Origin of the sequence: Pseudomonas edaphica (assembly GCF_005863185.1) — a bacterium.
Lineage (GTDB): Bacteria > Pseudomonadota > Gammaproteobacteria > Pseudomonadales > Pseudomonadaceae > Aquipseudomonas > Aquipseudomonas edaphica.
In genome coordinates, this window is the sequence record NZ_VBVZ01000026.1 from 1 (window position 1) to 22,199 (window position 22,199).

Genomic DNA, 22,199 nt, shown 5'->3' on the forward strand with positions numbered 1-22,199 from the left:
CGCCCCGACTATGTCGGGGCGTTTTCATTTGTGTTCAGAGAGGAAGGTAGGCTTTGACGCCGCTGATGACACCTCGCATGTCCTCCACGCACAGGCGCGGCACGAAGTACTCCCGGCCCTTGGAGCGAGTCTTTCTGTGCAGTTGTTAATGCCCCACAAAAAGCAAAGCCGCCCGAAGGCGGCTTCATTCGACGCGCAGTGGAGCTTGCTTCGCCCCTTCTGCGCCGCTGGATCAACCCCGAAAAGGATCCAGACTCCTGCCAGCTTTCGCTGGTGACGGAGCAATTATGCGCATCGAGAAATCCGAATACAAGCTGGCTTGTGCGTATGAGCCACCCAGTTGGTCCGGATTCTTGATGCCTGCTCCTATTAAATCAATGGACTAGGGGCTTCAGTACACTGGTTTATGTGTATCAAGAAGTGGATCGTTAGTAGCTGCTCTCCGGCAAGCTCGCAATAATCGACCGATAGCTGTTCATTCGCTGCTGCTGCACGCGCCCATCTTCCAGGGCCTTGAGCAACGCACAGCCCGGCTCGCGGTCGTGTTTGCAGTCGCGGAAGCGGCAGGTGCCGATCAGGTCGTTGAACTCGATGAAGCCCGCTTCCACATCGCTGCGGCTGACGTGGCCGAGGCCGAATTCACGGATGCCTGGGGAGTCGATCAACTCACCGCCGCCGGGGAAGTGGAACAACCGCGCGGTGGTGGTGGTGTGGGTACCCTGGCCGGACAGTTCCGACAGCGGGCCGACACGGGTGTCGACTTCCGGCAGCAGGCTGTTGACCAGCGATGACTTGCCCACGCCAGACTGGCCGACGAACACACTGATGCGCCCGTCCAACTGCTGTTGCAGTTGTTCCATGCCATTGCCGTGATGCGCCGACACTTCCAGCACCGGGTAACCCAGGGTGCGGTAGACCGCCAGCAACGCGTTGAGCGCCGGGGCGTTCTGCTCGTCGATCAGGTCGAATTTGTTCAGCAGCAGCAGCGGGCGAATGCCGGCATGCTCGGCTGCGACCAGGTAGCGGTCGATCAGGTTGGCGTGCGGCTCGGGCAGCGGCGCGAACACGATCACGATCATGTCGACGTTGGCCGCCACCGGCTTGAGCTGGCCACGGCTGTCGGGGCGGCGCAGTTCGGTGGTGCGCGGCAACTGGGCGACGATCACGCCGATGCCCTGGTTGCCGGCACGCCACACGACCTTGTCGCCGGTGACCAGCGCAGGCAGGTTGGCGCGCAAGTGGCAGCGGGACACCGAACCTGCGAGTTCGCCTTCGAGCGCCTCGACTTCGACCTGCACGCCGAAGTGCGCGATCACCAGGCCCGTTTGTTCAGGCCCCAGGTCGCCGCCCTCGAGCGCTTCCACGGCGGAGGATTCACGTTTGGCGGCGCGAGCGGCGCGTTCGCCTTGAATCTTTTCGATGCGCCAGTTTTGGCGGCGATTGAGCTGGCGTTTGGCCATTGGTGTTCCGTGTCGATAATGCAAAGGTTGGGTAAAACGGTCGCGAGTCTAGCACGCCCCCGCCTGCTAAACTGCGCAGCTAAGCCAAGGGCCAAGAGAATCAAGCCATGCAAAACCCACAGAACCTGATTTGGATCGATCTGGAAATGACCGGTCTGAACCCCGACACCGACGTCATCATCGAGATGGCGACCATTGTCACCGACAGCAACCTCAACACCTTGGCCGAAGGTCCGGTGATCGCCATCCATCACAGCGACGCTGTACTGGCCACCATGGACGAGTGGAATACCCGCACCCACGGCAACTCGGGCCTGACCCAGCGCGTGCGCGAGAGCCGCATCAGCATGGCTGAGGCCGAAGCTGAAACCATCGCCTTCCTGGAAAAGTGGGTGCCCAAGGGCAAGTCGCCGATCTGCGGCAACAGCATCTGCCAGGATCGTCGCTTCCTTTATACGCACATGAAGGGGCTGGAAAGCTACTTCCACTATCGCAACCTGGACGTGTCCACACTCAAAGAGCTGGCGGCGCGCTGGGCGCCGGAGGTCAAGGACAGCTTCCACAAAGGCAGCACGCATTTGGCGCTGGATGACATTCGCGAGTCGATCGCCGAGTTGCAGCATTACCGCAAGCATTTCATCAAGGCTTGAATCTGTGGCGCCTGCTCTGGCCCTATCGCAGGCAAGCCAGCTCCCACACTTTGACTTGTGAACACATTCAAATGTGGGAGCTGGCTTGCCTGCGATGCTGTCGACACGGTCTTTCGCCTGCTGCCCCCTTTTGGTGCCATCACCCAATGATTAGAATGCGCGCCTATTCGCAAGGATCGCCATCATGCTGTTGATGCTCTACCTCATCGCCATCACCGCCGAAGCCATGACCGGCGCGCTGTCCGCCGGGCGCCGTGGGATGGACTGGTTTGGCGTGGTGCTGATCGCCTGCGTCACGGCGCTGGGCGGCGGTTCGGTGCGCGATGTACTGTTGGGGCATTACCCGCTGACGTGGGTCAAACACCCAGAATACCTGGTGCTGACCTCGATCGCCGCGCTGGTGACGATCTTTATTGCACCGCTGATGCGCCGTCTGCGCTCGCTGTTCCTGGCGCTGGACGCCTTGGGCCTGGTGGCGTTTACCCTGATCGGCTGCATGACTGCTTTGGAAATGGGTCACGGCATGCTGGTGGCTTCAGTCAGCGGCGTGATCACGGGCGTATTCGGCGGCATCCTGCGCGATATCTTCTGTAACGACATCCCGCTGATCTTTCGCCGTGAGCTGTACGCCAGCGTGTCGTTTCTCGCCGCCTGGTTCTACATGCTGTGCCTGTATCTGCAACTGCCCAGCGAGCAGGCGATTCTGCTGACTTTGTTCAGCGGCTTTTTATTGCGGCTGCTGGCGATACGTTTTCACTGGGAAATGCCCAAGTTCGTCTACAACGACGACGTGCACTAGCGCGTAGCGTGCTGGTTCAGCGCCCATTCCACATGTTCGCGCACCAGTTCGGACGGATAATCGCGACGTGCTTTCAAGGCTTCGAGTACCGGAATGCTTGACGGCGCGTTGCCCAGGCCCACTGCCAGGTTGCGCAGCCAGCGCTCATACCCGGCACGACGCAGGGGCGAGCCTTCTGTGTTGCTGAGGAATTTATCCTCGTCCCACATAAACAATTCGGCCAGTTCTGCGTTATCCAGATTGTGCCGTGGCTTGAAATCGCTTTCGGCCGTGGATCGGGCGAAACGATTCCACGGGCAAACAATCTGACAGTCATCGCAGCCGAACACTCGATTGCCGATCAGTGGGCGCAGGTCCTCGGGGATCGCACTCTTGAGCTCGATGGTCAGGTAGGAAATGCAGCGCCGCGCGTCGAGCACATAGGGGCCGACGAAGGCATTGGTGGGGCAGATATCCAGGCATGCGGTGCAGCGGCCGCAATGCTCGGTGACGTGAGGCGCGTCCACCGGCAACGGCAAATCGACAAACAGTTCGCTTAAAAAGAAATAGCTGCCGGCCTTGCGATTGAGTACCAGGGTGTTTTTGCCGATCCAGCCGAGGCCAGCTTGTTCGGCAATGGCTTTTTCCAAAACGGGCGCGCTGTCGACAAAGGCGCGAAAGCCGAACGGGCCGATCTGTGCCTGGATACGGTCGGCCAGTTGTTGCACGCGCTTGCGGATCAGTTTGTGGTAATCGCGGCCCAAGGCGTAACGGGAGATGTAGGCTTTTTCTGGCTTGGCCAGCAACTGCGCCATTTGCGTGTCGCCTGGCAGATAATCCATGCGCAGCGACACCACACGCAGCGTGCCCGGCACCAGTTCATCGGGGTGCGAACGTTTGCTGCCATGGGCGCCCATGTATTCCATCTCGCCGTGGTAGCCCGCGTCGAGCCAGCGTTGCAGGTGCTGCTCATGCTCGGCCAGGTCCAGGCCGCTGATGCCGACTTGTTGAAAGCCCAGCTCGCGGCCCCAGTCTTTGATCGATTGGGCGAGGGCGGGCAGATCGGAAGTAATTGCAGGCATGAGACACGGGAAACCACAGGTTAGATGCGTATAATTCTGCCAGACATCGGAGCTTGAAGACGCATGCCGCAGACAAAACACACAATTACCGACGTACAGCCGCTGTTGCACGGCCATTTGCCGCAACTGGCTGCACGTTCCCCGGACGCCCATAAAGGCCAGTTCGGTCACCTGCTGGTCATCGGCGGCGACCATGGCTTTGGCGGTGCCGGGCTGCTCAGCGCCGAAAGCGCCTTGCGCAGTGGCGCAGGCATGGTTTCGTTGGCGACTCGCCCGGAACACGTGCCAGCCGCACTCGCACGTTTGCCGGAGGTGATGACCGTCGGCGTCAGTTCGGCCAATCAGTTGATGGGGCTGCTGGAAAAAATCTCGGTGATCGTTATCGGTCCTGGCCTGGGCGCAGCGTCCTGGGGCAAAAGCCTGTTGTCGGTTGCCGCCAACGCCCAGCAGCCGCAAGTTTGGGATGCTGACGCCTTGAACCAGTTGGCCGCAGGCGTCGTAAGCCTGCCGGCCAACAGCGTTATCACGCCGCATCCCGGTGAGGCGGCGCGGTTGATGGGCATCACGACAGCCGCGGTTCAGGCCGATCGCCTTAACGTGGCGCGCGCGTTAAGCCAGAAATTCAATGCAGTGGCTATCCTCAAGGGTGCTGGCAGTTTGATTGCCAGCCCGGACGGCCGTGTTTCGCGCTGTGACCAAGGTCACCCGGCGATGGCGACGGCCGGTTTGGGTGATGTGCTGAGCGGCTTGGTGGGTGCATTGCTGGCCCAGGGCATGCCCGCCTATGAGGCAAGTTGCCTGGCCGTGTGGTTGCACGCCACGGCGGGGGATCGCCAAGGCACTTATGGTCGCGGCCTGGCCGCCAGCGACCTGATACCTGCCATTCGTCAATTGCTGGAGGAGCAGTCGCCGTGCCTGAAGTAAGCCTTTTTCTGGCTGATGAAGACGCCATGGTTGCGTTGGGTCAGCGTATTGCACAGGTTACGGCCGGCGCAGGACTGATATTCCTTGAAGGGGACCTGGGCGCGGGCAAAACCACGCTGTCGCGAGGGATAATTCGTGGGTTGGGCCACACGGGCGCGGTAAAAAGCCCGACGTTCACCTTGGTCGAACCCTACGAGATCGGCGCAGTTCGCGCCTTCCATTTCGACCTGTATCGGCTGGTCGACCCCGAAGAACTGGAGTACATGGGCATCCGTGATTACTTCGATGAAGACGCACTGTGCTTGATCGAGTGGCCAGATAAAGGCACAGGCTTTTTGCCAAAGCCGGACCTGACCATTACCATTACGCCGCATGAGCGTGGACGTCAGCTGAAGTTGTTGCCCCAGAGTGCGCGCGGCCAGTCTTGGTGCGCGGCCCTGGCATTGGAATTCAAATAAAATTGGTGGGGTTAGGTATGCGCTTTCGCGCGATGGTTGCTGTCGTAGGGGTGTTGCTTGCGGCAATGACTTTCAATGCTCTGGCTGCTTCACAGGTGAAAAGTGTTCGCCTGTGGCGAGCGCCGGATAACACGCGACTGGTGTTCGACCTGTCTGGCCCGGTCCAGCACAGTGTCTTTACCCTGACGGCGCCCGATCGCTTGGTGATCGACATCAACGGCGCCACCCTCGGCGCGCCGCTGAAAGTCTCAACCGCCAATACCCCGATCACCGCGATGCGCTCGGCCCAGCGCACGCCGACGGACCTGCGTGTGGTCATCGACCTGAAAAAGGCCGTGACCCCGAAAAGCTTTGTGCTGGCGCCTAATGCCCAATACGGCAATCGGTTGGTGGTCGACCTGTTCGACAACGCCGCCGACGCTGCACCGCCGCCTGCGCCAACCCCAAGCGTTGCGACTGTTCCGGCCGTGCCGGTCAATCCGTCGCAGCCGCAGGTCAAGTTGCCGCCGCCACCACCTGCGCCTGCGGGCAAGCGCGACATTATTGTGGTGATCGACGCCGGCCACGGCGGCGAAGACCCGGGCGCCTCGGGCTCGCGCGGCCAGCATGAAAAAGATGTGGTACTGGCCATCGCCCGTGAACTGCAGCGCCAGGTTAATGGCATGAAAGGCTATCGCGCCGAGCTGACCCGTACCGGCGACTACTTCATCCCGCTGCGTGGCCGTACCGAAATCGCCCGCAAGAAGGGTGCAGACCTGTTTGTGTCGATCCATGCCGACGCCGCGCCATCAACCGCTGCCTTCGGTGCCTCGGTGTTTGCCTTGTCGGATCGTGGCGCCACGTCCGAGACCGCACGCTGGCTGGCCGACAGTGAAAACCGTTCCGACCTGATCGGCGGGGCCGGCAACGTGTCCCTCGACGACAAGGACAAAATGCTCGCCGGTGTACTGCTCGACCTGTCGATGACCGCTTCGCTGACCTCCAGCTTGAACGTCGGCCAAAAAGTCCTCAGCAACATTGGCCGCGTGACGTCCCTGCACAAACAGCGCGTGGAGCAGGCTGGGTTCATGGTGTTGAAGTCGCCGGATATCCCATCGATCCTGGTGGAAACCGGGTTTATCTCCAACTCCAACGAAGCCTCGAAGCTGGCCAGCGCCAATCACCAGCAGGCGCTGGCGCGTTCGATCAGCGCGGGTATTCGCCAGTTCTTCCAGCAGAACCCGCCGCCGGGTACCTACATTGCCTGGCTGCGTGATTCCGGCAAAATCGCCCAAGGCCCGCGTGACCATCGCGTGCAACCCGGCGACACGCTGGCCATGCTGGCCGTGCGTTTCCAGGTATCTGCCGCGACCTTGCGCAGCGCCAACAACCTGAAGACCGATGAATTGAAAGTCGGTCAGGTGTTGACTATCCCTGGCACTGAATTGGCGGCGCAGTAATGAGCGACTCCTTATTGAACAGTGGCTCGCGCATTGAACTGCTCAGCCCGCGCCTCGCCAACCAGATTGCTGCGGGTGAGGTGGTTGAGCGCCCGGCGTCGGTGATCAAGGAATTGCTGGAAAACAGTATCGACTCCGGTGCCAAGCGCATTGATGTCGATGTGGAGCAGGGCGGCGTCAAGCTGCTGCGGGTCCGCGACGACGGCAGCGGGATTTCCTCGGATGACCTGCCGCTGGCCCTGGCTCGTCACGCCACCAGCAAGATTCGCGACCTTGAAGACCTTGAGCGGGTAATGAGCCTGGGTTTTCGCGGTGAGGCATTGGCGTCCATCAGCTCCGTAGCACGCCTGACCCTGACTTCGCGCACCCGCAGCGCCGAGCAAGCCTGGCAGGTGGAAACCGAAGGCCGTGACATGGCGCCTCGTGTGCAGCCGGCCGCGCACCCGGTGGGGACGTCGGTTGAAGTTCGCGACCTGTTTTTCAACACGCCCGCGCGACGCAAGTTCCTCAAGGCTGAAAAAACCGAATTCGATCACCTGCAAGAAGTCATCAAGCGCCTGGCGTTGGCGCGTTTTGATGTGGCGTTCCATTTACGCCACAACGGCAAAACCATCCTCAGCCTGCACGAAGCCCATGACGACGCCGCGCGCGCTCGGCGGGTCTCGGCGATCTGCGGCGCAGGCTTCCTTGAGCAGGCGCTGCCGATTGAAATCGAGCGCAATGGCTTGCGCCTGTGGGGCTGGGTCGGTTTGCCGACCTTCTCCCGCAGCCAGGCGGACTTGCAGTATTTCTTTGTGAATGGCCGTGCGGTACGCGACAAACTGGTGGCCCACGCGGTGCGCCAGGCGTATCGCGATGTGCTGTTCAACGGGCGGCACCCGACGTTTGTGCTGTTCTTTGAAGTCGACCCGTCGGTGGTCGACGTCAACGTGCACCCGACCAAGCACGAAGTGCGCTTCCGTGACGGGCGCATGGTGCATGACTTCCTCTACGGCACGCTGCACCGCGCCTTGGGCGATGTGCGCCCGGATGATCAGTTGTCAGCGCCGATTGTGACGGCGGCGGTAAGGCCGAGCGGTCCTGAGGCTGGCGAGTTCGGGCCTCAGGGCGAAATGAGCCTGGCGGCCAACCTGCTGCAATCGCCGCAGCCGCAGCCTTCCTACACCGCGCCAGGGTCCGGTGCGGGCGCGGGTTATCAGTATCAATACACGCCACGCCCGCAGTCGACTGTGCCGGTAGCCGAGGCTCAGGCGGCCTATCGCGAATTTTTTGCACCGCTGCCGGGGGCCGAGCCGGGCACTGTGGCGTTGCCTGAGGGCGGCGGTGATATTCCGCCTTTGGGTTATGCGCTGGCGCAGCTCAAGGGCATTTATATCCTGTCCGAAAACGCCCACGGCCTGGTACTGGTGGACATGCATGCCGCCCACGAACGGATCATGTACGAGCGCTTGAAGATCGCCATGGCCAGTGAAGGTCTGAGCGGCCAGCCGCTGTTGGTGCCGGAATCCCTGGCGGTGAGCCAGCGTGAGGCCGATTGCGCCGAGGAGCACCACAGCGTGTTCCAGAAGCTGGGCTTCGAACTGCAACGCCTGGGCCCGGAAACCCTGGCTATTCGCCAGATTCCCGCCTTGCTCAAGCAAGCCGAAGCCAACCGCCTGGTCGCCGATGTACTGGCCGACCTGATGGAATACGGCACCAGCGATCGCATCCAGGCACATATCAACGAACTGCTCGGTACCATGGCCTGCCACGGTGCAATCCGCGCCAACCGCCGCCTGGCGTTGCCGGAAATGAACGGTTTGCTGCGCGACATGGAAAACACCGAGCGCAGCGGGCAATGCAACCATGGCCGACCGACCTGGACCCAAATGGGCCTGGACGACTTGGACAAACTGTTCTTGCGCGGCCGTTGATGAGTGCCTTGCCCCCCGCCATCTTCCTGATGGGCCCTACGGCCGCCGGCAAGACCGACCTGGCCATCGAGCTGACCAAAGTGCTGCCTTGCGAGCTGATCAGCGTCGACTCTGCCCTGGTTTACCGGGACATGGACATCGGCACGGCCAAGCCTTCAAAAGAACTGTTGGCACAGTATCCGCACAGGTTGATTGACATTATCGACCCGGCCGAGAGTTATTCCGCCGCCGATTTCCGTGCCGATGCCCTGGCCGCCATGGCCGAGATCACCGCGCGGGGCAATATTCCGCTGCTGGTGGGCGGTACGATGCTCTATTACAAGGCTTTGCAGGAAGGCTTGGCGGATATGCCTGCGGCGGACGCCCAGGTGCGTGGCGAAATTGAAGAAGAGGCTGCACGCCTTGGCTGGCAAGCCCTGCACGACCAGTTGGCGGCAGTCGACCCGGTTTCCGCTGCGCGCATTCACCCCAATGACCCCCAGCGCCTCAGTCGCGCCCTGGAAGTCTGGCGGGTGAGCGGCCAGACCATGACTGAACACAGGCTGAAACAAACTGCGCAAAGTGCTGATGCAGGCGCATCTGGACAGTCACAATTGCCCTATACTGTGGCGAATCTGGCCATTGCTCCGGCAAATCGCCAGGTGTTGCATGAACGAATTGCACAAAGATTCACAATTATGTTGGAACAGGGGTTTGTGGACGAGGTCGTAGCACTGCGTTCCAGAGGTGACCTGCATGCCGGGTTGCCTTCGATACGTGCTGTAGGCTACCGCCAAGTCTGGGAACACCTGGATGGCAAGCTGACGTCAGCCGAAATGCAGGAGCGCGGCATCATTGCCACGCGCCAATTGGCGAAGCGCCAGTTCACCTGGCTGCGCAGCTGGAGCGATTTGCACTGGTTGGACAGCCTGGACAGCGACAATCTGTCACGCGCCTTGAAATACTTGGGATCGGTCTCCATATTGAGCTGAGTCCTTGCAATTGCCGTCTATCCTTGGGGGTGTGACGGCCATAAGCTATCTATTTTCCGAATTTTATTATTGATCCTTAAAGGAGTGCGGCACATGTCAAAAGGGCATTCGCTACAAGACCCTTACTTGAATACTTTACGTAAAGAGAAAGTTGGGGTTTCCATCTACCTGGTTAACGGTATCAAGCTGCAAGGCACGATCGAGTCGTTCGACCAGTTCGTGATCCTGCTGAAAAACACCGTCAGCCAGATGGTTTACAAGCACGCTATCTCGACAGTCGTTCCAGTTCGTCCAATCCGTCTGCCTAGCGCAGCAGGTGATGAACAGGGTGACGCTGAGCCAGGTAACGCCTGATAGGAGTCTCCTTTGTTCTTTGAGCGCCACGGTGGTGGTGAGCGAGTAATCCTCGTTCACTTGGATGGACAGGACCCTGAGGCGCGCGAAGATCCGCAGGAGTTTCAGGAGTTGGCAAATTCGGCCGGCGCCGAGACCGTTGCGTTTTTTAACGTACCGCGTCATCGGCCAACCGCCAAATACCTGATAGGCAGCGGCAAGGTCGAGGAACTGCGCGACCTGGTTCACGCCGAAGAAGCCGATCTGGTGATCTTCAATCACACCCTCACGCCCAGTCAGGAACGTAACCTCGAACGTGTTTTCGAGTGTCGCGTGATCGACCGCACCGGTCTGATTCTCGATATTTTCGCCCAGCGCGCCCGTACGCATGAAGGCAAGCTCCAGGTAAAACTGGCCCAGCTTGACCACATGAGCACCCGGTTGGTACGCGGCTGGACTCACCTTGAACGCCAGGGTGGTGGCATCGGCATGCGCGGCCCGGGTGAAACCCAGCTGGAAACCGACCGCCGCCTGCTGCGGGTGCGCCTGCGCCAGATCAAGGGCCGCCTGGAAAAAGTACGCAGCCAGCGCGAACAATCACGCCGTGGCCGCTCGCGTGCGGATATCCCTACCGTGTCCCTGGTGGGCTATACCAACGCCGGCAAATCCACGCTGTTCAACAACGTGACGAAATCGGACGTTTACGCGGCCGACCAACTGTTCGCCACCCTTGACCCGACCTTGCGCCGTCTGGATATCGACGACCTGGGGCCGATTGTCCTGGCCGACACAGTAGGTTTCATTCGTCATTTGCCCCACAAGCTGGTCGAGGCATTTCGGTCTACGCTCGAAGAGTCGAGCAATTCCGACCTGCTGTTGCACGTGATCGATGCGGCCGAACCGGATCGCATGTTGCAGATCGAGCAAGTGATGGTGGTGTTGGGCGAGATTGGTGCACAAGACTTGCCGATACTCGAGGTCTATAACAAACTCGATTTGCTTGAGGGTGTTGAGCCGCAAATCCAGCGCGATGAAGACGGCAAGCCCCAGCGGGTATGGCTGTCGGCGCGCGATGGCAGTGGTCTGGAGTTGCTTGAACAAGCGATTGCCGAACTGCTGGGCAGCGATTTGTTTGTCGGCACCTTGCGCTTGCCGCAACGTTTTGCTCGACTGCGTGCACAGTTTTTCGAACTGGGCGCCGTACAGAAAGAAGAATACGACGAAGAAGGTGTCAGCTTGCTGGCCGTTCGATTGCCGCGCTCGGAGCTGAATCGGCTGGTCAGCCGTGAAGGTGTGGTACCGACAGAGTTCATCGAACAACACACTTTGCAATAAAAGCCTCCGAAAGCGGTTGTGCCGCAGTAGCAGGCATTCTGTAGCATTGGTCGGCGCGCCGTGGGTGCGTCTTTGCTTTATCAGATGGAGAGCGCTATGGCTTGGAATGAGCCGGGTGGCAACTCGAATAATCAGGATCCTTGGGGTGGTAAACGCCGCAATAATGGCGACCGCAAGGGGCCACCAGATCTCGACGAGGCCTTCCGAAAGCTGCAGGAAAGCCTGAATGGGTTGTTCGGTGGTGGAAAAAAACGTGGTGGTGGTGACGACGGCGGTCGCACAAGCAAGGGCGGCGGCTATGGCCTGCTGGGCCTCGGGCTTGTCGTGCTCGCAGCCGTGTGGCTGTACAGCGCCGTGTACGTGGTGGACGAGCAGGAGCAGGCTGTTGTGCTGCGCTTCGGCAAGTACTACGAGACTGTCGGGCCAGGCCTGAACATCTATTTCCCGCCGATCGACAAGAAGTACATGGAGAACGTCACGCGTGAGCGTGCCTACACCAAGCAGGGCCAGATGCTGACCGAAGACGAGAACATCGTCGAAGTGCCACTGACCGTGCAGTACAAGATCAGCAACCTGCAGGACTTCGTGCTGAACGTTGATCAGCCGGAAATCAGCCTGCAACACGCAACCGAAAGTGCCCTGCGCCATGTGGTGGGTTCCACCGCCATGGACCAGGTGCTGACCGAAGGTCGTGAATTGATGGCCAGCGAGATCAAGGAGCGCCTGCAGCGGTTCCTCGATACCTACCGCACTGGCATCACCGTCACTCAGGTGAACGTACAGAGCGCTGCTGCACCGCGCGAAGTGCAGGAAGCCTTTGATGACGTGATCCGCGCCCGTGAAGACGAGCAGCGTTCGCGCAACCAGGCTGAAACCTACGCCAACGGTGTCGTACCGGAAGCCCGTGGTCAGGCCCAGCGTATCCTTGAAGATGCCAACGGTTACCGCGACGAAGTGGTCTCCCGCGCCAAGGGTGAGGCGGATCGCTTCACCAAACTGGTTGCCGAGTACCGCAAGGCTCCGGAAGTCACGCGTGAGCGTCTGTACCTGGACACCATGCAGGAAGTTTTCAGCAACACCAGCAAGGTTCTCGTGACCGGCAGCAAAGGTGGGCAGAACAACCTGCTGTACCTGCCGCTGGACAAGATGATCGAAGGTGGTCGTAGCGGCACCAGCGCACCGTCCAGCAGCTCGAATGCCGCTGCCAACGAAGCGAGCGCCCGTGCGGCCGCTGACTTGCTGCAACAGCAAACACGTACCAGGGAGAGTCGTTGATGAGCAATAAATCGCTGACCGCCCTGATTGTGGGCGTCGTCGTGGTCATCGCTGCCTGGAACTGCTTCTACATCGTGTCTCAGACCGAGCGCGCGGTGTTGCTGCAATTCGGTCGTGTGGTGCAGGCGGATGTCCAGCCGGGCCTGCATGTGAAAGTCCCCTACGTGAACCAGGTGCGCAAGTTCGACGGCCGCCTGATGACCCTGGATGCACCGACACAACGCTTCCTCACCCTGGAAAAGAAAGCCGTGATGGTTGACGCCTACGCCAAGTGGCGCGTCAAGGATGCCGAGCGCTTCTACACCGCGACCTCCGGCCTCAAGCAGATTGCCGACGAGCGTTTGTCGCGCCGTCTGGAATCGGGCCTGCGTGACCAGTTTGGTAAACGCACCCTGCACGAGGTGGTATCCGGTGAACGTGATGCGCTGATGGCTGACATCACCCGTTCGCTGAACACGATGGCAGAAAAAGAGTTGGGCATTGAAGTGGTTGATGTCCGGGTCAAGGCTATCGACCTGCCGAAGGAAGTGAACCGCAGCGTGTTCGAGCGTATGAGCACCGAGCGTGAGCGTGAAGCCCGTGAGCACCGCGCCAAAGGTAACGAGTTGGCTGAAGGTATCCGTGCGGATGCCGACCGTCAGCGCCGTGTACTGCTGGCAGAGGCTTATCGCGAGTCTGAAGAGGCTCGTGGTGACGGCGACGCTCAAGCTGCGGCGATCTACGCCAAGGCTTACGGCCAGGACCAGGAGTTCTACGCGTTCTACCGTAGCCTGCGTGCCTACCGTGAAAGCTTCGCGAACAAAACCGACGTCATGGTGCTGGACCCAAGCAGCGACTTCTTCCGCTACCTGGAAAAGTCCAAGTAACCAAGCCTGTGACCTTAGGGCGCACTCCGTCGGGCGGCTAAAATGCCTGGCGGGGTGATCCTTTCAGAAAACGGGTGTATGATGCGGCAGCCGGGAAATTCCCGGCTTTTTTGCGTCTGCATGTTTGATTCGGCAGGCGCCACAGGTTTTTCGAGGAAAGTGCCCGACGAGGCCGCTGGCAGGCCGTTCGTCACGTCGCTCTTGCGCGTGGATTATGCAAAGCGTGGGTATTTTCTGCTTCACTCAAGGCTCGGCCGAGGGCTGGCCGCCCGGATCATAGGGGAATGGCGTAATGGCAACGGTAGACCGCTGGCTGCTGCCAGATGGCATCGAAGAAGTACTGCCACCAGAAGCTGCGCGCATTGAAGTAGCGCGTCGCCAGGTGTTGGATCTGTTCCAGAGCTGGGGTTACGAGTTTGTCGTGACCCCCCATATCGAGTACCTGGAATCCCTGCTGACCGGCGCGGGCCAGGACCTGGATCTGCGCACCTTCAAGGTCATCGACCCGCAATCGGGCCGGCAAATGGGTTTCCGTGCCGACATCACGCCGCAGGTGGCGCGCATCGATGCGCACACCCTGCGCCGCGAAGGCCCGAGCCGCCTGTGCTACGCCGGCAGCGTGCTGCATGCTCAGCCGCGTGCATTGTCGTCTTCGCGCAGCCCGATCCAGTTGGGCGCCGAGTTGTACGGTGATGCCAGCCCGAGCAGCGACGTTGAAGTGATCAGCCTGATGCTGGCCATGCTGCAACTGGCCGATGTGCCGGATGTACACATGGACCTGGGCCACGTTGGTATCTACCGTGGTCTGGCCCGTGCGGCTGGTTTGTCCGGTGAAGTGGAGCAACAGTTGTTCGATGCCTTGCAGCGCAAGGCTATCGATGAAGTCATCGCCCTGACTGCAGGCGTGCCTGCGGACCTGGCCGACATGCTGCGCGCACTGGTGAACCTGTGCGGTGGCCGTGAAGTGCTGGTGGCTGCCCGTGAGCGCCTGGCCAATGCGCCGGCGCCGGTATTGGCTGCACTGGATGATGTGTTTGCGATTGCCGAGCAGTTGTCGGCGCGCTTCCCCGAGTTGCCGCTGTATTTCGACCTGGGTGAGTTGCGCGGCTATCACTACCACACCGGTGTGGTGTTTGCCGTTTTTGTGCCGGGTGTTGGCCAGGCCATCGCCCAGGGCGGTCGTTATGACGATATCGGCGCTGACTTCGGTCGCGCACGTCCGGCGACTGGCTTTTCTACCGATTTGAAAACCCTGGTGACCCTGGGGCGTGCTGAGGTCGAGTTGCCGTCTGGTGGCATCTGGATGCCCGACAGTACGGACGCAGCACTCTGGCAGCAGGTTTGCCAGTTGCGCAGTGAGGGTCAGCGTGTTGTCCAGGCTTTGCCTGGGCAGCCATTGGCCGCCGCCCGTGAAGCGGACTGCGACCGGCAATTGATTCTGCAGAACGGGCTTTGGCAAGTATCGCCACTGGCTTCTTGAGTTTTCCTGCCGGCCATCGCCGGCACCAAGTTTGCGCGAATGAGGACAAGTGTTATGGGTAAGAATGTCGTAGTCCTGGGCACCCAATGGGGTGATGAGGGCAAAGGCAAGATCGTTGATCTGCTGACCGAACATGCTGCCGCCGTAGTGCGCTACCAAGGTGGCCACAACGCTGGCCACACCCTGGTCATCGATGGCGAAAAAACCGTTTTGCACCTGATCCCGTCGGGCGTGCTGCGCGAAGGCGTGCAGTGCCTGATCGGCAACGGTGTTGTGGTTGCACCTGACGCCCTGCTGCGTGAGATCACCAAGCTGGAAGAGAAAGGCGTACCGGTGCGCGAGCGCCTGCGTATCAGCCCGTCCTGCCCGCTGATCCTGTCCTTCCACGTTGCGCTGGACCAGGCCCGTGAAAAGGCGCGTGGCGAGCTGAAGATCGGCACCACCGGTCGCGGCATTGGCCCGGCTTACGAAGACAAGGTTGCACGTCGTGGCCTGCGTGTGGGCGACCTGCTCAACATGCCGCGCTTTGAAGACAAGCTGCGTGAGCTGGTGGATTACCACAACTTCATGCTGGTGGGTTACTACAAAGAGCCGGCCATCGAGTTCGAAAAGACTCTGGCTGAGTGCAAGGAATACGCTGAGCTGCTCAAGCCGCTGATGCTGGACGTGACCGCCGAGCTGCACGACCTGCGTCGCGCCGGCAAAGACATCATGTTCGAAGGCGCCCAGGGTTCGTTGCTGGACATCGATCACGGCACCTATCCGTACGTGACCAGCTCCAACACCACCGCGGGTGGCGTTGCGACCGGTTCGGGCGTTGGCCCGATGTTTCTGGACTACATCCTGGGCATCACCAAGGCTTACACCACGCGCGTGGGTTCGGGCCCGTTCCCGACTGAGCTGTTCGACGCAGTCGGCGCGCACCTGGCCAAGCAAGGTCACGAGTTCGGTGCTACCACTGGCCGCGCCCGTCGTTGCGGCTGGTTCGACGCCGTTATCCTGCGCCGCGCTATCGATGTGAACAGCATCTCGGGCATCTGCCTGACCAAGCTGGACGTTCTCGACGGCCTGGAAACCATCAACATCTGCATCGGCTACAAAGATGCCGAAGGCAAGGATGTTGCACCGACCGACGCTGACAGCTACGTAGGCCTGCAGCCTGTGTACGAAGAAGTGCCGGGCTGGACCGAATCGACCGTGGGCGCCAAAACCCTGGAAGAACTGCCGGCCAATGCTCGTGCCTACATCAAGCGTGTTGAAGAGCTGATCGGCGCGCCGATCGACATTATTTCGACAGGCCCGGACCGCAACGAGACCATCGTTCTGCGTCACCCGTTCGCTTAATAAGCTGTTGATGTAAAAAGCAAAGGGCTCCTTCGGGAGCCCTTTTTTGTGGCCGGCTGGCAATCGGCACGACCCTTGCTACGGTTCTTTCTTTCGCGGTGCTATCAAATTAATGGCACCCGTGGTGGAGGGATTTACCGTGTCTGCCGTTCTCTCATTGTTACAAAGCCGGCTGTTGCGGCCGGTGTTCGTTACCCTAGGTATCGCTCTTTTGGTGCAAGTGCTGGTGGCCGTTGCCCTGACGCGAAGCACCGTGACGGCGTTGGAAGCGGATTTAAGCAGCCGCCTGGGTGCCGACAGCCAGAAACTGTCTGGCGAGCTGGCGCAAGCCGGCAAGGAAGTCACCTCGAGCCTGGACAGCTTGTCTTCGAGCACGCGCCAGCGCCTGACCGCAGGGCTTTCCACGCGCCTGCAAGAGGAGCAGAAGCAACTGCGTGCGACCCTGGAAAAAGACCTGCAGGACTCGGCCAATGACATGGCCCAACTGCTGGCGTCGGTGGCGCCCCGCGCCATGTGGGACAGCGACGTGCCGACATTGTCGGAGTTCGCCCGGCGCGCCCAGCGTAATCCCAACGTGTTGTTCGTGGTGTATGACGACGCCGCTGGCGAGCACCTGACCCGTTACCTCAATCGCGAAAACCCGATCAACCAGGCACTGCTCGACAAGGGCAAGGGCGACCGAGCCTTGGATAAGGTCCTGGATGCGGCTAAAAACGACCCTTCGGTGTTCTACGTCGAGGCGTCCATCAGCCCCAACGGCACGGAGATCGGCAAAGTCCGCATGGGCGTCTCGACCAAAGCCGTAGAGGCCGACCTGGCGGCGCTGGACAAGCGTTTTGCCGCACTGATCGCGAGCAGTGATCAGTTGGTCGGTGACAGCCTCAAAGGCGCCGCCGCCGACAGCGCAGCGGCCATGGGCGCGCGCCTGCAATCGGCGCAAGCCACTGCCACCCAGATGACCGCCAACACCAGCGGCGCCGTACAGGACGCTGCGGGAGCGTTGCGCTGGCGCATCGGCCTGGGGCTCGCCATTGTCGGGTTTGGCGTATTACTGCTGATCGCCATCGTGCTGGGGCGCCGTGTGGTCAATCGGCTGAAGTTGTTGATTGCCGCTATGGACGACCTGGCGGCGGGCGAGGGCGACCTCACCAAGCGTGTGCAGATCAACAGCAAGGACGAAATCGGCGACATGGCCTCGGCGGTCAATCGCTTTGTGGATAAGTTGCAGCCAATCGTGCGTGAGGCCGGCGATGTGGCACAGCGCACCGGCGTCGAAATCGGCGCCATGACCTTGCGCAATGCCGGGGCTGACAAGGCGGCCGGTTTGCAGCGCGACGAAGTTGCCGAAAGCTTGCGCGCTCTGTCGCAAATGGCCGATGAGGCCCAGGCCGAAAGCCATGCAATGCAGGCAGCGTTGCAGCAGGTGGTGGGTATTCGCCAGGCCACGGACGAAAACTCACGGACCTCGGCTGAGGTCGGCAGCCTGATCGAAGCGCTGGCGGGGCAAGTGCAGGCCGGTTCCCAGGTGATCGAGCGGTTGGCGCAGCAAAGCGAGCAGATCGAAGTGGTGTTGACGGTGATTCACGGGATTGCCGAGCAGACCAACCTGCTGGCCCTGAATGCGGCGATTGAAGCGGCGCGTGCCGGTGAGACCGGGCGAGGTTTTGCGGTGGTGGCGGACGAAGTGCGGGCGCTGGCGAGTAAAACCCAAAGCTCCACTGGGGATTGGGGATATCCAGGCGCATATCGTGGCGTTGCAGCAGGGCGCACGGGAAGCGGTGGAAACCATCGGCAAGGCCGGGCGCCAGGCGAATGAAGGGTTGTTGGTGCTGCGCGACAGTGTGCGCTTGCAACAGTCGGTGCAGGCTTCGGTGGAGCAAGTGCATGCGGCGATTGGCCTGGCGACGCGTGCGGCCGAGCACCAGGCCCAGGGCGCGCATGCGGTGCGTGGCCGGGTCGAGGTGATCCACGCCCAGGCCGAGCGGGCCGCGCAGGCGGTGGTGGAGACGACGGCCAGTGGCAAGGTGCTGGATGGGTTGGCAGCGCAGTTGAAGGCGAGTTTGGGGCAGTTTCGGGCTTAGCGTCGTCTGCGCCGGCCTCATCGCAGGCAAGCCAGCTCCCACATTTGACCGAGTTCCAGCGTTGGAATGCAATCGAATGTGGGAGCTGGCTTGCCTGCGATAGCGGTCTCAGCGGCTCAAATACATCCGCGTCGTCAGCAGATACACCGGCAACCCCGACACCAGAATCAACAGCGCCGCATACGGCGCCGCCGCCGCAAACTCAACATTCGAGGTATGCGCCCACACGGCAGTCGCCAGGGTATTCAGCCCCGTTGGGCTGAGGAGCAAAGTCGCCGTCAGCTCCTTCATCGCATCCAGAAACACCAACGCGAACGCCGCCCCCAAGGCCGGGAAAATAATCGGCAAGGTCACCCGGCAAAACGCGCTGAACGACGAGGAGCCCAGCGTGCGTGCCGCCTCTTCCAATTGCGGCGCAGCTTTGTTCAGTGCGGTTCGAATCGGCGCCTGAGCGAGCGGCAAAAACAACAGCGCATAAGCAATCAGCAGCAGCGCCGAGGTCTGATACAGCGCCGGCACATAGTGCAGGGCGAAATACACCAGTGTCAGCGCAATCACCAACCCTGGCAGGGCATGCAGCAGATAAGGCAGGCGCTCAGCCCAAATCGCCAACTGGCCTTTGTAGCGCACCACCAGCAGCCCCACCGGTACAGCTAATACCAGGCAAAGCGCAGCGCCGCCCAACGACAGTGCCAGAGAGGACAGCAGTGCCTCACCAATCTCGGCCACCGGGAATGCCGCCGATGAGCCCACTGCCAGCCAATAAGCGAGCATCCCCAGCGGAATGCCGCTGCCAATGATCGCCAGCGCCAGGCAGTACAGCTGGCCCACGGTCGACCATTTGCCCAGCTTGACCTGTTCAGCATGCCGCGCCGCGCCCTGGCCGATGCGCACATGCCGGCCTTTGCCGCGCACCCGCAGCTCCAGCCACAGCAGTGTCAGGCACATCACCAGCAGCACCGCCGAGAGCATCGCGGCATTGGCGTTGCTGAATTCCAGTTCGAACTGTTGGTAGATCGCGGTGGTAAAGGTTTGCAGGCCGATGATCGACAGCGCGCCGAATTCCACCAGCATATGCAGCGCGATCAGCAGGGCTCCGGCCAGCAGCGAGGGCCAGAGCAACGGCAGTGTAATTCGGAAAAAAACGCCCCAGCGATTCAGTCCCAGCGTGCGGGCCGACTCTTCAAGGGATGGATCAAGATTGCGCAATGTCGCCGCCACCGGCAGAAACACCAGTGGGTACTTGGACAGGGTCATCACCAGTATTGCCCCGCCAAGCCCTTCGAAGTTGGCGCTCAGCGAGACCCAGGTAAAGCTGCTGACAAAGGCCGGTACCGCAAACGGCAGGCACAGGATTACTCCCCAGATGCGTCGCCCCGGCAGGTTGCTGCGCTCCAGTAGCCACGCCAGTGACAGGCCGATCACGCCGCAAGCCACCGTCACCCCAACCATCAAAGCCAAGGTGTTGCGCAACAGCCCGAACACATACGGCCGCCACAGCAGGTGCACCGCCTCCGCCCAGCCGGCCTGCCAGGCCTTGGTCCCGACATATACCAGCGGCAGCAGGCTCAGGCTAACCAGAAACAGCACGGGTAACAACAGCCAGATCGACGGGCGTTTGCGCCGGGGGGTGAACACCCCGGCGGGTAGCGATGGGTTCATCAGTTCAAGCCAACGTCACGTTCCAGGTCCAGGGCTTCTTCGGCGTTGCCAAGGTCTGCCGGGGTGACTTTCGGCGGTTGCAGCTCGCTGAACGGCTTGAGGCCGCGATTGGATTGCATGCCCTTGCGTAGCGGGTATTCGGCCGAGGTATTGGTGATGACGCGCTGGCCTTCTTCACTGGCCATGAATGCCAGGAGTTGCTGGGCTTCTTTGGGGTGCTTGCTGGATTTGAGCGCCGCCGCCGAGGACACGGTGATCAGGCCGCCCACATCGCCATCGGTGAAGTAATGCAGCTGAGAATCCAGGTTGGTTTTTTCTTTCTTCAGGGCGAACCAGTAGTAGTTGTTCACCAGCACGGTGGCCACTTCGCCGTTTTCCACGGCCTTGAGCGCGACCATATTGTTGCTGTACACCTTGCCGAAGGCGCGCAGGCCGGTCAGCCATTCTTCAGCAGCTTCGCGACCGTGCAGCTTGATAATCGCCACGGCCTGCTCCTGAAATGCGCCACTGGTGGGCACGAAGCCGACTTTGCCTTGCCACTCGGGGCCAGCGAAATCGAGTACCGATTTGGGCAGGTCTTTTTCGGCGATCAGTTTGGGGTTAAAGGCCACGACGCGGGTACGAGCGGTCACGCCCATCCAGTCACCGTTGCTGCCGACGTAATCCTTGGGCAATACGTCCAGCGTGCTCGCATCAATCTTGGCCAGCAGGCCTTGCTCGCCGAGTTTGTTCAGCGGCGGCGATTCTTCTGTGTAGATCACATCGGCAGGGGAGCGCTCGCCTTCTTCCACGACCTGGCTGGCGAGCTGGTTGCTGCTGCCTTTGCGCACGTTGACGTGAATGCCGGTCTTGGCTTCGAAGGCCTTGGCGAGTTCATCGCCGACTTCTTTGTGCTGGCCGTTGTACAGGGTCAGGGACACCTTGTCGGCGGAGTAGGCGGTGGGCGAGAGCAGCGTCAAGCCAAGCAGGGTGAGGGTCAGGCCACGCAGAAGGGATGTCTTGAGACGGTTATCGCGGATCATCATCCGAAGTGTTCCTCGCTTGTATGCAACAAATCATTGCAAGGATAAACGATAAAACTTCTCAAGTGCGGATGAGGGGAGAATCCTTGGGGAAGTTTTCAAACCCCGGAAACGAAAAAACCCGCTTTCGCGGGTTTGATCTGAATTTGGTGCCCAGGAGAAGACTCGAACTTCCACGACCTTGCGATCACCAGCACCTGAAGCTGGCGTGTCTACCAATTTCACCACCTGGGCATTATCAACAACGCTTGCGCTGTTGATGGAGCGAACTATACGGAGCGCTTTTTAATCTGTAAACCCCTGATATCAAAAATATAATTCAATATTCTTGTTAAAAATCAGAGGCCTGAAACGAAAAAACCCGCTTTCGCGGGTTTAATCTGAATTTGGTGCCCAGGAGAAGACTCGAACTTCCACGACCTTGCGATCACCAGCACCTGAAGCTGGCGTGTCTACCAATTTCACCACCTGGGCAGCATCAACAACGTTGCCGTCGTCGATGGCGCGCACTATACGGAGGCGATTTTGAGCTGTAAAGCCCTGCGATGAAAAAAGCCCGGAAAATTTCGCCAGTGGTCATTCAAGGCGCTTTCCGAGGGCTGCAAAGGCCTTTTAAACGCTTGTTGACACCTGAAATTTCCCGTTTCAATACGCGTATGCCAAACTAACCCGCATATAGACAAGGTGAAAACTCTCTAATGGCCGATTGGCAGTCCCTCGATCCCGAGGCCGCTCGTGAAGCGGAAAAATATGAAAACCCTATTCCTAGCCGCGAACTGATCCTGGCGCATCTCGCCGATCGTGGTTCGCCTGCTAGCCGCGAGCAGTTGGTTGAAGAGTTCGGTCTGACCACCGAAGACCAGCTCGAAGCCCTGCGCCGCCGTTTGCGTGCCATGGAGCGCGATGCTCAACTGATCTACACCCGTCGTGGCACCTATGCGCCTGTGGATAAGCTCGACTTGATCCTGGGCCGCATCGCCGGCCATCGGGATGGCTTCGGCTTCCTGATCCCGGATGACGGCAGCGACGACCTGTTCATGAGCCCGGCGCAAATGCGCCTGGTATTCGACGGCGACCGTGCCCTGGCCCGCGTTTCCGGCCTGGACCGTCGTGGTCGCCGTGAAGG

At 60.6% G+C, this 22,199-nt stretch carries 19 protein-coding genes, 2 tRNA genes and 1 pseudogene; 16 read left to right on the forward strand and 6 right to left on the reverse strand.

Annotation, left to right across the window (positions count from 1 at the left end; translation table 11 throughout):
• Window positions 1-428: 428 nt before the first annotated feature.
• Window positions 429-1,460 (reverse strand): small ribosomal subunit biogenesis GTPase RsgA, encoded by a 1,032-nt coding sequence (gene rsgA / locus FEM54_RS03120; protein ID WP_003171340.1) that lies wholly within the window; start codon window positions 1,458-1,460, stop codon window positions 429-431.
• A gap of 107 nt (window positions 1,461-1,567) precedes the next feature.
• Between rsgA and orn the strand changes: the two genes are divergently transcribed.
• Window positions 1,568-2,110 carry an oligoribonuclease gene (gene orn, locus FEM54_RS03125; RefSeq protein ID WP_060767947.1) on the forward strand — a complete coding sequence of 181 codons (543 nt, stop codon included), beginning with the start codon at window positions 1,568-1,570 and terminating at the stop codon, window positions 2,108-2,110.
• A 181-nt stretch (window positions 2,111-2,291) separates the two neighbouring features.
• Window positions 2,292-2,909 carry a trimeric intracellular cation channel family protein gene (locus FEM54_RS03130; RefSeq protein WP_169986743.1) on the forward strand — a complete coding sequence of 206 codons (618 nt, stop codon included), beginning with the start codon at window positions 2,292-2,294 and terminating at the stop codon, window positions 2,907-2,909.
• On the opposite strand, the gene queG is transcribed toward FEM54_RS03130, so the two are convergent.
• Window positions 2,906-3,970: a tRNA epoxyqueuosine(34) reductase QueG gene (gene queG / locus FEM54_RS03135; RefSeq protein ID WP_017138468.1), complete on the reverse strand. Its 1,065-nt coding sequence runs from the start codon at window positions 3,968-3,970 to the stop codon at window positions 2,906-2,908. The two genes, FEM54_RS03130 and queG, sit on opposite strands and share 4 nt — an antisense overlap.
• A gap of 63 nt (window positions 3,971-4,033) precedes the next feature.
• On the opposite strand from queG, the gene FEM54_RS03140 reads away from it, so the two are divergent.
• The 13 genes and pseudogenes from FEM54_RS03140 (at window position 4,034) to FEM54_RS35035 (ending at window position 18,389) form a co-directional block, all read left to right on the forward strand.
• The gene (locus FEM54_RS03140) at window positions 4,034-4,894 is read left to right on the forward strand and encodes an NAD(P)H-hydrate dehydratase (RefSeq protein ID WP_138449469.1); all 861 of its coding nucleotides are present in this window, start codon (window positions 4,034-4,036) and stop codon (window positions 4,892-4,894) included.
• Window positions 4,882-5,352, forward strand: a complete 471-nt coding sequence (gene tsaE / locus FEM54_RS03145) for a tRNA (adenosine(37)-N6)-threonylcarbamoyltransferase complex ATPase subunit type 1 TsaE (protein WP_138449471.1) — start codon at window positions 4,882-4,884, stop codon at window positions 5,350-5,352. Before FEM54_RS03140 ends, tsaE begins: the two co-directional genes overlap by 13 nt.
• A 17-nt stretch (window positions 5,353-5,369) precedes the next feature.
• Window positions 5,370-6,791, forward strand: a complete 1,422-nt coding sequence (locus FEM54_RS03150) for an N-acetylmuramoyl-L-alanine amidase (RefSeq protein ID WP_017138465.1) — start codon at window positions 5,370-5,372, stop codon at window positions 6,789-6,791.
• Window positions 6,791-8,704 carry a DNA mismatch repair endonuclease MutL gene (mutL, locus tag FEM54_RS03155; protein WP_138449473.1) on the forward strand — a complete coding sequence of 638 codons (1,914 nt, stop codon included), beginning with the start codon at window positions 6,791-6,793 and terminating at the stop codon, window positions 8,702-8,704. The genes FEM54_RS03150 and mutL overlap by 1 nt, the downstream gene beginning before the upstream one ends.
• A complete protein-coding gene (gene miaA, locus FEM54_RS03160) occupies window positions 8,704-9,675 on the forward strand; it encodes a tRNA (adenosine(37)-N6)-dimethylallyltransferase MiaA (RefSeq protein WP_017138463.1) in 972 nt (323 codons plus the stop codon). The genes mutL and miaA overlap by 1 nt, the downstream gene beginning before the upstream one ends.
• Window positions 9,676-9,768: 93 nt before the next feature.
• Window positions 9,769-10,029 (forward strand): RNA chaperone Hfq, encoded by a 261-nt coding sequence (hfq, locus tag FEM54_RS03165; protein ID WP_003188059.1) that lies wholly within the window; start codon window positions 9,769-9,771, stop codon window positions 10,027-10,029.
• Window positions 10,030-10,041: 12 nt separating this feature from the next.
• Complete coding sequence (gene hflX, locus FEM54_RS03170) at window positions 10,042-11,343, forward strand: ribosome rescue GTPase HflX (protein WP_138449475.1); 1,302 nt, start codon at window positions 10,042-10,044, stop codon at window positions 11,341-11,343.
• A 96-nt stretch (window positions 11,344-11,439) separates the two neighbouring features.
• The gene (hflK, locus tag FEM54_RS03175) at window positions 11,440-12,618 is read left to right on the forward strand and encodes an FtsH protease activity modulator HflK (protein WP_017138461.1); all 1,179 of its coding nucleotides are present in this window, start codon (window positions 11,440-11,442) and stop codon (window positions 12,616-12,618) included.
• Window positions 12,618-13,484, forward strand: coding sequence for a protease modulator HflC (gene hflC, locus FEM54_RS03180; RefSeq protein WP_017138460.1), 867 nt, complete (start codon window positions 12,618-12,620; stop codon window positions 13,482-13,484). Before hflK ends, hflC begins: the two co-directional genes overlap by 1 nt.
• A gap of 292 nt (window positions 13,485-13,776) precedes the next feature.
• Window positions 13,777-14,964: an ATP phosphoribosyltransferase regulatory subunit gene (locus FEM54_RS03185; RefSeq protein ID WP_017138459.1), complete on the forward strand. Its 1,188-nt coding sequence runs from the start codon at window positions 13,777-13,779 to the stop codon at window positions 14,962-14,964.
• Between the two features lie 54 nt (window positions 14,965-15,018).
• Entirely contained in the window at window positions 15,019-16,308 is a 1,290-nt protein-coding gene (locus FEM54_RS03190) for an adenylosuccinate synthase (RefSeq protein WP_017138458.1), read from the forward strand.
• Between the two features lie 139 nt (window positions 16,309-16,447).
• Window positions 16,448-18,028: pseudogene (locus FEM54_RS03195) on the forward strand (methyl-accepting chemotaxis protein); the annotation flags it as partial.
• Window positions 18,029-18,056: 28 nt separating this feature from the next.
• The gene (locus FEM54_RS35035; RefSeq protein WP_420875312.1) at window positions 18,057-18,389 is read left to right on the forward strand and encodes a methyl-accepting chemotaxis protein; all 333 of its coding nucleotides are present in this window, start codon (window positions 18,057-18,059) and stop codon (window positions 18,387-18,389) included.
• 108 nt (window positions 18,390-18,497) lie between these two features.
• Here the strand turns inward: FEM54_RS35035 and FEM54_RS03200 are convergent, their stop codons facing one another.
• The 4 genes from FEM54_RS03200 to FEM54_RS03215 form a co-directional block, all read right to left on the reverse strand.
• Complete coding sequence (locus tag FEM54_RS03200; RefSeq protein ID WP_138449477.1) at window positions 18,498-20,051, reverse strand: ABC transporter permease; 1,554 nt, start codon at window positions 20,049-20,051, stop codon at window positions 18,498-18,500.
• The gene (locus FEM54_RS03205; RefSeq protein WP_138449479.1) at window positions 20,051-21,076 is read right to left on the reverse strand and encodes an extracellular solute-binding protein; all 1,026 of its coding nucleotides are present in this window, start codon (window positions 21,074-21,076) and stop codon (window positions 20,051-20,053) included. The genes FEM54_RS03200 and FEM54_RS03205 overlap by 1 nt, the downstream gene beginning before the upstream one ends.
• 144 nt (window positions 21,077-21,220) lie before the next feature.
• Window positions 21,221-21,307, reverse strand: a tRNA-Leu gene (locus FEM54_RS03210).
• Window positions 21,308-21,460: 153 nt separating this feature from the next.
• Window positions 21,461-21,547, reverse strand: a tRNA-Leu gene (locus tag FEM54_RS03215).
• Between the two features lie 224 nt (window positions 21,548-21,771).
• On the opposite strand from FEM54_RS03215, the gene FEM54_RS03220 reads away from it, so the two are divergent.
• Window positions 21,772-22,199: winged-helix domain-containing protein (locus tag FEM54_RS03220; protein WP_276614439.1), on the forward strand; the 428-nt coding region annotated here is incomplete at its 3' end.